This is a genomic window from Cytophaga aurantiaca DSM 3654, from assembly GCF_000379725.1.
Classification (GTDB): Bacteria; Bacteroidota; Bacteroidia; order Cytophagales; family Cytophagaceae; genus Cytophaga; species Cytophaga aurantiaca.
The window spans coordinates 1-13,908 of the sequence record NZ_KB903665.1; the positions used below are offsets into that span (position 1 = coordinate 1).

General features: G+C 37.7%; 11 protein-coding genes and 1 pseudogene. 9 read left to right on the top strand and 3 right to left on the bottom strand.

What is annotated here, in order from left to right:
- Window positions 1-238, top strand: a pseudogene (locus A3EE_RS20930) (IS110 family RNA-guided transposase); the annotation flags it as partial.
- Window positions 239-336: 98 nt separating this feature from the next.
- Here the strand turns inward: A3EE_RS20930 and A3EE_RS0118140 are convergent.
- Window positions 337-4,731, bottom strand: coding sequence for a T9SS C-terminal target domain-containing protein (locus A3EE_RS0118140; RefSeq protein WP_018344863.1), 4,395 nt, complete (start codon window positions 4,729-4,731; stop codon window positions 337-339).
- A gap of 79 nt (window positions 4,732-4,810) precedes the next feature.
- Here A3EE_RS0118140 and A3EE_RS0118145 point away from each other — a divergent pair, with 79 nt between their 5' ends.
- From A3EE_RS0118145 to A3EE_RS0118175, 7 genes are all read left to right on the top strand, one after another.
- Window positions 4,811-5,635, top strand: a complete 825-nt coding sequence (locus tag A3EE_RS0118145) for a M43 family zinc metalloprotease (protein WP_018344864.1) — start codon at window positions 4,811-4,813, stop codon at window positions 5,633-5,635.
- Between the two features lie 13 nt (window positions 5,636-5,648).
- Complete coding sequence (locus tag A3EE_RS0118150; protein ID WP_018344865.1) at window positions 5,649-6,641, top strand: PorP/SprF family type IX secretion system membrane protein; 993 nt, start codon at window positions 5,649-5,651, stop codon at window positions 6,639-6,641.
- Window positions 6,642-6,677: 36 nt separating this feature from the next.
- Window positions 6,678-8,813 carry an OmpA family protein gene (locus A3EE_RS0118155; RefSeq protein ID WP_018344866.1) on the top strand — a complete coding sequence of 712 codons (2,136 nt, stop codon included), beginning with the start codon at window positions 6,678-6,680 and terminating at the stop codon, window positions 8,811-8,813.
- Window positions 8,814-8,994: 181 nt separating this feature from the next.
- Complete coding sequence (locus A3EE_RS0118160) at window positions 8,995-9,498, top strand: DinB family protein (protein ID WP_018344867.1); 504 nt, start codon at window positions 8,995-8,997, stop codon at window positions 9,496-9,498.
- Between the two features lie 389 nt (window positions 9,499-9,887).
- The gene (locus A3EE_RS20935) at window positions 9,888-10,619 is read left to right on the top strand and encodes a phospholipase D family protein (RefSeq protein WP_018344868.1); all 732 of its coding nucleotides are present in this window, start codon (window positions 9,888-9,890) and stop codon (window positions 10,617-10,619) included.
- 13 nt (window positions 10,620-10,632) lie between these two features.
- Window positions 10,633-11,073: a hypothetical protein gene (locus A3EE_RS0118170; RefSeq protein ID WP_018344869.1), complete on the top strand. Its 441-nt coding sequence runs from the start codon at window positions 10,633-10,635 to the stop codon at window positions 11,071-11,073.
- 97 nt (window positions 11,074-11,170) lie between these two features.
- Complete coding sequence (locus tag A3EE_RS0118175) at window positions 11,171-11,668, top strand: DUF1905 domain-containing protein (protein WP_018344870.1); 498 nt, start codon at window positions 11,171-11,173, stop codon at window positions 11,666-11,668.
- A 185-nt stretch (window positions 11,669-11,853) separates the two neighbouring features.
- On the opposite strand, the gene A3EE_RS0118180 is transcribed toward A3EE_RS0118175, so the two are convergent.
- Both A3EE_RS0118180 and rpsT read right to left on the bottom strand, forming a co-directional pair.
- Entirely contained in the window at window positions 11,854-12,267 is a 414-nt protein-coding gene (locus A3EE_RS0118180) for a c-type cytochrome domain-containing protein (protein WP_018344871.1), read from the bottom strand.
- Window positions 12,268-12,393: 126 nt separating this feature from the next.
- Window positions 12,394-12,651, bottom strand: a complete 258-nt coding sequence (gene rpsT, locus A3EE_RS0118185; RefSeq protein ID WP_018344872.1) for a 30S ribosomal protein S20 — start codon at window positions 12,649-12,651, stop codon at window positions 12,394-12,396.
- 233 nt (window positions 12,652-12,884) lie between these two features.
- Between rpsT and A3EE_RS0118190 the strand changes: the two genes are divergently transcribed.
- Window positions 12,885-13,739 (top strand): zinc dependent phospholipase C family protein, encoded by an 855-nt coding sequence (locus tag A3EE_RS0118190; protein ID WP_018344873.1) that lies wholly within the window; start codon window positions 12,885-12,887, stop codon window positions 13,737-13,739.
- The last annotated feature ends 169 nt before the right edge of the window (window positions 13,740-13,908 follow it).

Genomic DNA, 13,908 nt, shown 5'->3' on the forward strand with positions numbered 1-13,908 from the left:
ACGAACACATGTATCAAGAAAAGCAAATATGCGTATCAAATCAATATTACACATGGCAGCACTGGTTGCTATTCAATCAAATAAAGAAATTACAGAATTCTACGATCGTAAAATAAAACAAGGGAAAGCAAAAATGAATGTTATAAACGCTATTCGAAATAAATTAATACATCGTGTATTTGCATGCGTTAGAGATAATAGAAAATATGAATATATTTATACCAATGCACTTGCATAAACCATAGAAATCCACGGCGGGCTTGGAGGTTCTATTAAAAATAAACAAATAAAAAGCCCCGCTAACCAGCGGGGCTTTTTTATTTTTAATCGGCAAGTTTATCTCACCAAGTTGATATAACCTTCCTCTTTGATCTCAACATTTTTCCAGGTGAGTACTTTGACTTTATAGACGTAGATGTCTGTGTTCTGAAGTATTCCGTTGAATGTGCCGTCCCAACCATCGTTTATATTGGTATTCGAATAGATCAATTGTCCCCAACGATTAAAGATCTGGAATTCCAATAGATCTTTAATGCCCCAACCTTTCACAAAGATAACATCGTTGTTGCCATCACCATTTGGTGTAAACATGGTTGGGAATTTTACAAATGTTTCCGGTTTGATCTTAATGTTGTAGGTATAATTTTCATTATAGCAATCGCGTCTGTCTTTTACATTTAAGGTATAGATGATGTCTTCTAGCGGCTGTACGGTTGGGTAATTGCACGTTAAGCAACTAAGTCCGGCAGTAGGAGTCCAGAGGTATTTATAATACGGCTGTCCGTTTACAGGCAGCGGTATTACATCGCCAATGACAATACTTGTATCTAAACTTCTTAAGCCAATGGATTCAATAACAATTGCCGGAACATTATTTTTATCTGTACAACCATTGAGATCTGTTTCAACTACTTTGTATTGAACAGAGTGTTGTATCGTTGCAATTGGATTCGTACTTGTAGTGCTTGACAAGCCTGTAGACGGAGTCCATTCATAGGTACTCGTAGCAGTTGGATTCAGTACATTGAGCGCAACCGAACCTGCCACCTGACACACCGTATCACCAATGGCTACCAGCGTTGGATTCTGATAAATGATGATTGTTTTTGTAATGGTATCTACACAACCTAAACCCTGGTTGTCCACCGCCAAGGTAACATCGTAGGTACCGGGTGTAGCATAGGCATGTGTATTTATATTTTGTGTGTTGGATGTTTGTCCATCACCAAAATCCCACCAAAATGTACTGGCACTTTTAGAGGTATTAGTTAATTTATATGGACCGTCATTGAAACAGCTTGTTGAATCTATTCCATCAAGCCGATCGAAATCAGCTATTACTTCATGAATCTTAATCGCTTTCTCTACAATTGCATTACAGCCTTCATTCCCGATCAAACTTAGTTTTGCAAGCGTTTGTCCTTGCGGCGGGTGGAAATTATATTGATGAGTTACCGGCGATGTCTCATCTACAACAATACCATCTCCAAAGGCCCAGGCAAAGCTTGATACGTCAGATGTATCTTTGATCTTGAACGTAATGACTTCGCCTTTACAAATGGTATTTTTATCAATTACAAAATCACCTTCCGGACTGTGTAATTGAAAGCTTCTGGAAGTTGTGTCTGCACAGCCATTGGTGGTGGTTGTTATGTGCTTTACCGTATAGATTCCTTTTTTATAAATGAGACTGAAGTTCGCTTGAGTGGATGTCTGACCATTTCCAAAATCCCAATAGTTTGAATACGCATATTTAGAAGTACTATTGTCTGCAAGCGAAACAATTTTAGGCGCACAAATAATGGTTACGGTATCCACATTCGTTTTAAAAGAAGCGGTAGGATACGATTGTACACTAATGTTTATTGAATCCGTTAAGCCTTTGCAACCGGTGCTTGCTTCTTCATAATTCAATAAAACTTTGTACGTGCCATCGGTCGTATACTTTACACTATTGCTTTGAAGTGTAGCCGTAGTAGCATTACCAAAATTCCAGTTATAGGTTAAATTAGATCCGCCTGCTGTATAATCAGAAGCAGCAATAGTGACAGGTTCATTCACACAAACATAATATTTGGAAGGCGTGATTTTACTTTTAGGTTTGTAAAAATCGATCTTCTTATTAATAGTGTCTGTACAACCTAATTGATCGGTAACAGTTAAGGTAATACTATATTTATTTGTAGCATCAGCAGCCTTAGCGAACGTGTAGCTTGGATTCTGCTGCGTTGAAAATCCGCTTGTGCCATCGTGAAAATTCCAGTCCCAACCAATAAGTGTGGTATCACCTATAGAAGCTTCGGTAAACTTCACCGTTGATGGGTTACAGATCTGTATGTGATCCGCAGTGAATTTGGGAGTCATACCAAATACTTTCACTTTTTTTGTTAATGAATCAACACAGCCATTGATATCTTTCACATAAAGTGTAATCGGGTGTGTACCCGGGCTAAATGAAAACAAGGATAGGGCAGTACCTGTTCTTACGTTGTTTGGTGCACCGGCAATATGCCAATCGTATCCGTTATGCGGCCATTGATATTCATCAACAGATGTTATCGCATCAAAGGGATATTGAACGCCTGAACACAAAATGGAGTCGCCTTTGAAGTCTGCCTTCAGCTTACGAACGTGAACTGTTTTTGATCTTTCAATAGGAGCGCAGCCGCTTGTAGTAACTACGCCTATAACCTTTACCAGATAATCGCCTGATGCAGCATATGTATGCTTTGGCTTTGCACCGGTAGTAGCTGTAGTTCCATCACCAAAATCCCATGTATATGTTTCAGGGCCTGAAAAATTCTGATCATTAAATGTATATTCTAAGGGGCTTGTACAAGCTGCTCCGTAATTGATCTTTGGTGATGAACCTTTCACAGTTACATAAGCGGGTTTACTTACGGTAGTAAAGCATCCATTATAATCTACCATCAACGACACATCTTGTAAACCTGGACTTGAATAGGTCCACTTAAAACTATTCTGATCTGAACAGTGAAAAGATGTATTCTTATCTGTATAAAAATGATAGCCGTCAATCAATGTCTGAGCTGCGGGCGGTACTATCGCATTAAATGTTACGGCTTGGTCGCAGCATGTAGTAGGTGTTGCCGTTGAGAAATCTAAATTTGCAATTTTATTTCCTACTTCAATTACGATTGCATACGATGTATCAATACATCCTCTTTTTGTAGTTACTACCAATTTACTTTGGTATTCTCCGGCTTGCGTGTAGGTATGCGTTACAGGAGCTTTCGTAGTACCGGATTGCGTTGCGTTATCTCCATAAAGCCATTTCCAGCTAACGATCGGATCATTTGATTTACTTGAATCGCTGAACGTAACCGTGAGCGGGCTGCAGCCTTTTGTTACATCAGGCATCATGCGTGCATTCGGAAGCCACATGGTGTCAAGTGCTATTGCAGATATCTTACATCCTGTTTTCTTGGATGTGATTGTTAGTTGAGTTAACAGTGGTTCGAAATCATTAATGGAATAGGTGATGCCGGCTGTAGCGCTTTTAAATGTTTTAGTAACTTTATTTAATGTGCTTTTTTGAGTGTCTGCAAATTGCCACTCGTACGATACATTTGTTTGATTGCTTACTGCTGTATATTGCACGTTCATTGGGCTTGTACAGGAATACGTTGGCGTGTGCTGAATAGAGCCCTGAATATCGTCTACATACACCGTTGTTGTTGTTTGATCAAAACATTGGCCATCCGGTGAAGTAACTTTTAACGTTATCGTATGAAGTCCGCCTTTCGTAAATGAAATGCTGACGCTGTCATTCACAATTGATTTAATAGCTGCGTTTGCATCTGTTGTCCAGGTTGGAACTCCGGCAGTAAGTGATTTGAATGAAGCCAGTCCTGTCAGACAAACGGTATCCGCATATTTTTTAATCTTAACAACAGGCTTACCTACGGATATTGTTTTTGATGTTGTATTGTCGCAACCCGCTAAGTTCGCTGTAAATTTTACAGACAATGTTGCGTTGTATGAATTGGTCGTATAGGTTTGGCTCGGCGGATTCAGTGCGGTTGATAACTGACCGTTTCCTAAGTTCCATGAATAGCTAAGAGGCAATGCTCCGGTAGAGTTATTGATGAAGCCAACCGTTAATGTTGGGTTGCAGGAAATGGGTGTTGCAGGTGTTGTAGTAAATGATGCAACAGGTGGATCATACACATGCAATATGCCATTAAAACTTCCGGCTTTGTTACAAGATGGATATTGTGTTTCTATTCCAAAAGATACACCATAATCTCCTTTTGAAGTGTAGCTGCGATTAATGGATGATAAGTTCGGTCCGCTTTGACTGGTACCGTCAGCAAATACCCAGGTATAATTTGTTATAGCAATTTGCGAAGAAATAGTTGACGCATTTTTATATTGTCCATTCAACGGATAACATCCGGAGGTAGCAGTAATGTTTAAAACAGGTTCTGGGAATACTTCTATTCGTATCGTTTTTATGATCGGTCCGCCGATTGTTTCTTTAAACACAACGTCATAAATTCCGGCTTTACCAAAAATGTTTGCAGGGTTTTGAAGGTTGGATGTTACCCCATCTTTAAAGTCCCAGAAGTAGGTAGTACTTGTAGCAGGCGCGGTGAAATTGACTTTAAGCGGAGCACAGCCTTTGGTAATATCTGCTACTTGAGAGAACGCATCCAGGGAGAATAAAAATATTGTACCTAGAAATAAATTTTTTAAATATGTAATCATTTTAAAAAAACTAATAGTAACTTGCTTAGTTAAATCCAAAAATAATGAATTAATTTGACAATAGTTAAAAAATAATATTTTGAAAAAATTAATACTTTTCAATGTTGCATTAGCACTCCTGGTTAATTTAGCATTTTTAAATTCGAGTAAAGCTTCTGTACAAGGCGATTCTATTAAGCCGTTGCCTCAAATAGGTAAAGAGTTTTTAGTTGTTGTACATATCGTTAGAGATCCCAATGGTATTGCAGGTATCAGCGAGGCGCAGATCAATTCTACTATAAACAGTGTGAATACGATCTTTGCACCGATCACAGCGAAATTTACGGTGTGTGAATTCAGGTATATCGATAACTTTCAATACAACAATCTCATATTTCAGGAGAATATAAGTTTGAAAAAAAAGGAATTAGATCCGTTGTATCGTTTGCAACACCGCATAAATATGTTTTTTGTAACTGATCCGGATATGATTGAAAATAAAACATGCGGTTATGCTACATTCGGCGGAATTGCGGAAACCGGAAGTATTGTGATTAAGAAGTCATGTGCAAACGTAGTAACAATTGGACATGAGCTAGGGCATTTTTTTGGATTGAATCATACCTTCGAAGGGAATACGGCATCATTAATTGTTCAGCGGGCATTTGATGAAAATTGTAAAACTACCGGAGATGGTTTTTGTGATACACCTGCTGATCCATATGTGAATGGTGATGACATTAATCTGTATGTAGATGCAAACTGTAATTATAAAAGTACAAAAGTTGATCAGATAGGAAATACATTTGCTCCGGACGTTACGAATATCATGTCTTATTATACGTCTTGTATAATACCTTCATTTACGCTTGAGCAATATGCTTATATGGCTAATTATTATAACACACATTTAGGTACCTGGTAATAATACTATTCAAATGAAATTTATTTATACTTTTTTGCTGCTGATCGTTTTGTGTGTAAACGCAGTGGCTCAAGATGTTCATCTTACGCAATATTATACATCCAATCTTTCTCTGAACCCTGCATATACAGGTAATTTTGAAGGAGATATTAAGGTTGGCTTGAACTCCAGAACCCAATGGGCTCAGGTATCACCTGCAATGAAAACCAATATGGTTTCTATTGAAAAAAAGTTTTTGAAACGACCGAATGAATTTGGTTTGGGTGCTATTATAATCAACGATCAGGTAAGCAGTTATTTTTTACACACAAATAAAATATTGCTTTCAGGCAGTTATCAAAAAAACTATAAAGGACATCTTATTCGTTTTGGTTTGCAATCCGGAATTGTAATGAGAAATATCAATACAAACGATCAGACGTTCCCAAGTCAATGGGATTATCAATTGGGTGGATATGATCCTTCTGCAAACAATAATGAAGGTACACTTAAAAATAGCTGGAGTTATTTGAACGTGAATGCCGGCGTAGCCTGGACGCATTTATTTGGAAAAGTAAAATTGACCGGCGGATATGCATTATTTAATCTGAACAAACCGGTTGAAGGGTATGGAAGTGCTACCAAAGCTGTTCCATTTAGACATGTGTTGAATGCCTCTGCGGTTTACTACATGACTCCAACAATTCATTTATTACCGCATTTATTATATATGAATTCTGCTACAGCAACAGATTTTCTCTTTGGTGTAAATGCAACTAAAAAGGTGACAGACAATTTAGGTTTTTTAGTAGGTGCAGGATATAGAGGCAGTACTCAAAACAGTGATGCTGCTATTGCTGTTGCCGGTATTAATTACAATCGTTTTGCATTTGGATTCAGTTGGGATTTCAACGTTTCTTCGTTAAGTAAAGATGCCCGTAACAAATCTGCCTGGGAGTTGTCGCTCACGTATATTACGCCTTCCAGAGCTTCGAATAAGGTGACATTGCCTTGTGATAGATATTAGTATTTTTCAAAACGAAAAAAGATAGCATACCATTTTATGAAATATTTATCCTTTAGCATTCTATTTATTCTTTCAACTTTTGCTGTTTCATTGTTTGCTCAGAATGGAGAAGGAGTAGATAAAAATCTGAGTCTTTCTAAAATGAAGGCGCGTGCAAAGATCGCTTATGAAACAGGTGATGTTTATACAGCACTTTTTTATTATGAAGAAGTAGTTAAAAAAGATACCTCTGATATAAAAGCATTGTTTCAGGTTGCAGAGATGTATCGGTTCTCCAGAAATTATGCTTCAGCAGAAACAACGTATGGAAAAGTATACAAAACTTCTCCGGGTGAATATTCAATTGCCTTATACTATCAGGCTGTAATGTTGAAAATGTGCGGGAAGTACGAAGAAGCAAAAAAAACATTTTTAGAGTTTAGAAAAATATCCGGATCAATAGGAGATAAGTCTTTTAAAGCATTGCTGGCAAAAGATATTGCCGGTTGTGATAGTGGTATTGTGTATAGAGATTTCCCTCAGAATATAAAAATCAAAAATGTCGGTAATTCCGTGAATCACCCGCATACAGAATTTTCTCCGGTGCTGCTTGATAGTACACGACTGGCCTTTGGATCTTTGCGCATCGATTCTGTAGAATATTATGACACCCGTAGTGAGCATCTTGAGAAGCAGCCCGTAAGACAACTCTATGAAGCGAAGAAAGTAAAAGACCAATGGGTTGAGCAAGGCATACTGGCTGAGATCAATGATCCGAATGTAGATATGGGGAATTTTGTTTATTCACCTTATTCAGGTCGTTTTTATTTTACAAAATGTACCAAAGACCATCAGGGAAAAGTTACATGTGAAATTTACTCTACAGAAAAAGTTGCAGGTAAATGGGCTCATCCAACGAAGTTGCCTGCACCCGTTAATATGCCAGGTTTTACATGCACACAACCTACGATCGTAATTGATACAACTTCAGTGCCCGCTACAACTGCTGCTGCTCCATCTAAAAATATGCCGCCGCGTAAAACAGGCGGAACAAAACCAACACCAAAGCCTAAAGTCAATCAAACAGAATATTTATACTTTGTATCGGATCGACCGGGAGGAAAAGGTGGTTTGGATATTTGGTATACTTCGTATAATGAAAGTAAAAAAGTATGGAATGAGCCAGTGAATTTTACGGTTGCGAATACTGCTGAAACAGACTGTACACCGTACTTCCATGTACCTACTCAAACATTCTATTACAGCACCAATGGCTTAACCAATGTTGGAGGATTAGATGTATATAAGATAGAGAAAGATGGCCGCAGATTTTTACGACCGGAGAATTTATCTTTCCCCATTAACTCTCCGCAAGATGAATTGGGGTATACCTTATCTGATACTGGTAAAAAAGGTTTCTTTGTATCAAACAGACCGGGAGGTACACCGTTTTTTCATGAGACCTGTTGCGATGATATTTATTCTTTTGAAATTATACCTGCACCGCCCTTTGTGTGTACGTTGGATCTGAATGTCTTGAACCCAACAAATACCTGTGCCGGAGAAGTATTAAATATTCAAACAGTAAATCTCAAAACAAGAACAAGTGTATTGGATACAATCCGGTTGAAAGATTGTTCTTATAATGTATCCTTAACACAGAATACAAAATATGCATTCTTCTTTAAAAAGGAAGGGTATCTTACGGATACGTTGTTTGTTGAAACGAAGGAGATGTGCTCGAACCCGATCATTAAAAAAGATCTGAGGTTGATACCAATCAGTTCAATACCTAAAGAGCCGGTAGTGATTGAAAAGCCTGTAGAAGGTGAGGCGTTTGTTTTGAAAGATATTCAATATGAATCCAATCAAACGGATTTAAATGCAGATGCTAAAAAGGCATTGGATGAAATATTGATTCCATTCTTGAAATTACATCCAACAGATAAAATTATTGTTAGTTCGCATACAGATGATTTGGGTAGCCATAAATACAATATGGACTTATCACAAAAAAGAGCGGATAAGGTGATGGCGTATCTGATATCAAAAGGAATTGCGGCCAATCGTATTCAGGCGAAAGGCTATGGCGAAACCAAGCCGGTTACGTCCAATGAAAATCCGGATGGATCTCCAAATGAAATAGGTAGAAGTATTAACAGACGGACAGAATTCTTGATCAGTAATCAGTAGACAGTGGTCAGTTAAAAAATAGTTAAGCAGTCATTTCACTTTATATTTGAAATGACTGCTTTTTTTTGCCTTTGACTGTTTTATACATTGTCTCAAATGCCCCTATACAATGACTGTATCAGCCTCTAGTATTTCTGGATAGATTTGTTATTTTTATATAGAATATCAATCCGTTTTTACTATGACACACAACGAACTTTTGGAAGCCTTTGCACATACCACAGACGAGCTTACACATTTGCTTACGGCTTTAACGGAAGAGCAACTAAATACGGTTCCGTATGAAGGTAGCTGGACTGCAGCACAACTGGGAGATCACTTATATAAGTCGTATGGCATTGCAACGGTTTTGAATGGCAAATCAGAAGTAACTACACGTCCGGTAGAAGCAAAGATAGAAGGTATTAAAGGTGTCTTTTTGAATTTTGAGACCCGTTTGCAATCTCCGGATTTTATTGTGCCGGGTGCTGGCCCGTTTGATAAAACAATTCTGTTAGGTGGACTTACAAAGCGCATCAATGGAATAAAAGAGTACATTAAAAATACCGATGATCTTAGTGTTACCTATGTGGATTTTGAATTACCGCGTATGGGCACACTTACAGGTCTGGAATGGGTGCAGTTCATGACGATGCATTCGGTTCGTCATGTCCGTCAGCTGAAGCGGATTGTAGCGGCCTTGTAATTAATGTAGTCAAAGACTACGGAATGATAGACACCAGTCACCGCTTCGCTAAGACTGGCGTCAGATGCAAGAAATTCCAAAAAACAAAAAACAAAAAACAAATATCAAATAGCTGGAACCCCGCCCAAAAGCGGGACAGGTAATGCTGTAAGTTTAAACAAGTCGTCAGATCCTTTTTTTCGTGGTTGGACGACTTGTTTTTTTAAGAGGGGGTAGATATTCTTTCGGCATTCATAAAAACGAAATAATCTTTAGGCTATTTTATTTTTATGATATTCATATTTTTTGTCTGAATAAATTTTAATAGTTTTCTAATAGTTTTTAGCGAAATTCAATTTTGAAAGCATTATTGACTAAATTCTATCAACATAAACTTTTAATTATATAGAATGGCAGAATTTTTAACAACAAACGGAACCTCGTATCACATTGAAAAAATTATTATTGAAGCAAAGAGTAAATTGGTTTTAATTTCACCTTACCTTCAAATTTCCAAAACATTTTATGAACGACTTAAAGATGCTTCAAACAACAATGTTGCTATTAAAATTATTTATGGTAAAGATGAATTGAAACCTAATGAAAAGAACTCTCTTGCTGAGTTAAAGAATGTTGAATTATTTTATTTTCAGAATCTTCATGCTAAATGTTATTTAAATGAAAATAAAATGGTTATTACTTCCATGAATATGTATGAGTTTTCAGAGAAAACGAATAGGGAAATGGGAGTTTTGATTGATCGTAATGTTGATAAAGATCTTTTCGAAAAAGCAGTAGCCGAAACTTTGTCGATATTACAATCAGCAGAACCTGTCTCCTTAATTAGATCTGAGCGACAAACAATAGCTCCAGTTAAATCAAATACTTCTGGACAAGCTAAACAAAAATATCAAAAGCAAATCAGAGGGTATTGTATTCGATGCGAAACAAGAATCGATTATAACCCTGAGAAACCATATTGTCCAGATTGTTTTTCAATATGGGCTCAATTTGAAAATCCTGACTATAGAGAAAATGTTTGTCATCGTTGCGGAGAATACGATGAAACAAGTATGAATAGACCGCAAGATAAAGATTGTTTTAATCAGTGGCGCAGTGAACAAAAGAAATCCTATATATAAATAACATTCAACCATGAAAAAACGATTCATCCCAATCCTCGCTCTATTCATTTTTTCCTGTTCAACCGATACGGTAAAAGAAGGTATCAATACGGTTGGTAATGTGGCCGGACAAACAGCAGGTGAATTTATTGAAGGCGCTGCCAAAGGTGTAGAGAAAGCCTTTGATGTGAAGGTTACTTTGACTGAAGAATTAAAGAAGCAAGGCCTGGACTTAGGTAAGACCTACATCACAAGTGATAGTGCAGCTACAGACAACCTATTGATGGTATATGTGATCTTTAATAAAGATTATTCGGGTACCTTAAAGGCAAAAGTATTTGACGATAAACAGTTAGAGATGGGGCGTGCATCCGCAGAGGTAAACGCAAAGAAAGATCAGGCTATGTTTGTTGAGTTTCATTTTGATAAGCGCACGAACATTGATAGTAAGAATGTACTGACGGTGGAGTAATTATGAATTATAAATTATGAGTTATGAATTCAGTCAAATAAAGCAGATTAATTCCAATTCATAATTTATAACTCATAATTCATAATTATTAAAAATTGTGAATCAGAAAAGCAATCACTCTTTCACCGCAACCATTGAGATCATAGGTGTGAATCCCTATGTTTATTTGCCTGAAGCATTGTTGAATGTTATTTTTAAACAGGCTGGTAAAGACAAAGGGAAGATCCCGGTGACCATGACTATTGATGGACATGAATTCATACAGACGCTTATTAAATACAGCGGAGCATGGCGTTTGTATCTGAATACGCCGATGCGTAAAGCAGCGAAGAAAGAAGTGGGAGACAAGGCTATTTTTGAAGTGTATTACGATGCAGCACCGCGAGAAATTCCTATGCATCCGAAGTTAACGGCTGCGCTTGGTAAAAATAAAGAAGCAAAAAATATTTATGATGGCTTGCGGCCTTCGCTACAGCTGGAAATCGTTCGGTATATTTCTTTTTTGAAAACAGAAGAAAGTGTGGACCGAAATGTACTGCGTGCGATCAATTTTTTATTGGGAAAGGAACGGTTTATTGGGAGAGATAAACCTTGATGAATTATGAATTAGGAGTTATAAATTATGAATTGAAAAAATAAACCGCAAAGGACGCGAAGCATTTTCGCAAAGAACGCAAAGAGAAATTAGGAAGAGGTTATTTTAAATTTTGTTGTATTAATACTAAGTACTCTATACTCCGTACTTCTCTTGTCTAGAAACTCGCACCTGGTAACTGGTAACTAATTGTCCAACGCGCCTTCCTTCATCCAAACCTCAATCTTTTTCATATCGCAGGCGCTTAATGGCTGTCGGCCTACAGGTGGCATCGGATCGGAGGTTGAAACCATGGAACTGTATAATACACTATAGTGTGGATTGTCTGTATCAATGTATCCTTTACCGGGCTTTGATAAGGCAGCATATGATTTGGATGCTTCTAAATTTAAATTTCCTTCGGGAGTATTGCCGGAATGGCAACCGGCGCTCGCGCAGTTTGTGGTAAGTACGGGCTGGACATCAACAGAAAAAGATACGTTCTCAATTACAGTCGTACAGCCTGCCGGATTAACAGTTTCTCCTTTGTTGTAGGTACATGCATAGGAGAGCAGGAGGATTCCGGTTATAAGCAGATAACTTTTGTAATGTTGATTCATAATAGTACTTATACAGCTAAGATAAACGAAATGTTCCTTTCTGTATTGTCTTTTGCGGAATGGGTAAGCATAAAAAAAGTCCCCCGATAGCTATCGGGGGACTTTTTACTATATCTTCAGCTTAAATTAAGCAGCTAATTTATTTACAAATTTAGCCAACTTAGATTTTTTGTTAGCAGCATTGTTTTTATGAATGATGTTCTTCTTAGCTAATTTATCTAGCATACCAGAAACTTTCTTGTACAATTCAGTAGCATCTGCTTTAGCAGTTGCTGCTCTTAGTCTCTTCACGAAAGTACGTGTAGTTTTCATTTGGTAGCGATTTCTCAGATATTTCGCTCTGTTCGCACGGATTCTTTTTAAAGCTGACTTATGATTTGCCATATTAGTATCTAAATTCTTATTTCTTCGTCAATAAATTTTCGAATGGCAAAGATAAGACGATTTTATTAAAAAACAAAACAGCATTTGCAAATTCCTTAATTCATAGTATTATTGTGGAAAACTTCACAGCTATGAAGAAACCCGATTTTTGGTGGATAAAGTCACTTTTGGTGGCCGTTATCCTCACTTTATGCACATCATGGGGCTTTTTTGCCCACAAAGAAATCAATAAAATGGCCATTTTTGCTCTTCCGCAGCCATTAATGAGCTTCTATAAAGAGCATATTGATTTCATTACGCAGCAGGCAGTCAACCCGGATAAGCGAAGATATATTGTTGTTGGGGAGGCTCCGAAGCACTATATGGACATTGAATATTATACCGATAGTATTCTAGCTGTTTGTCCGACGTGGACACAAGCCTCTGAACGTTATCCCGAAGACTCACTTCAGGCGCATGGTATTTTGCCCTGGAATCTGATCCGCTTGAGTTATCGTTTAACCGATGCGTTCAAAACGAAGGATGCCAAACTCATCTTAAAATTATCTGCCGATATGGGGCATTACATCGGTGATCTGCATGTGCCGCTTCACACTACTAAAAATTATAACGGACAATTAACGGGACAACACGGTATTCATGGCTTGTGGGAGTCGCGTTTGCCGGAATTGTTTGCAAGTAACTATTCCTATTATGTTGGAAGTGCTACACAGATTCCCTCTATACCTAAAGCTGTATGGTCTGCGTTAGCTGCTTCACGGACTTGTGTAGATTCTGTCTTGAAAATAGAATTGAAGCTGCAGCAGAAGTTTAGTGAAGATAAGATCTTTTCATACGAAGACCGCAATGGACAAAATGTTCGGGTGTATTCGCATGCGTTTAGTGAGGCTTATCACAAAGCATTAAACGATATGGTTCAAAGACGCATGCGTGCTGCTATTAAAATGACTGCTGATATGTGGTATACCTGTTGGGTGAATGCCGGAAAGCCTGATCCGAAGCTGTTTGCAGAGCCTGTATTCTCAGAAGAAGAGATGGAAGAATTAGCGCATTTAAAAAGTGCAGCAAATGAAGCATGTTCGCATTAGTGGTCAGTTGTCAGTAAACAGTGGTCAGTAAAGTTCTAAAATTACTTATCAGTAAATTGTTGGGCAAAGTCCCCTTAGGGGATTTAGGTTTTTTTGCTGTTGTTGGTGTTTCTGCCTGAACAAATGAAACGATAGAGGTAGCGCAATTACGCAGACCACCAACAACCAT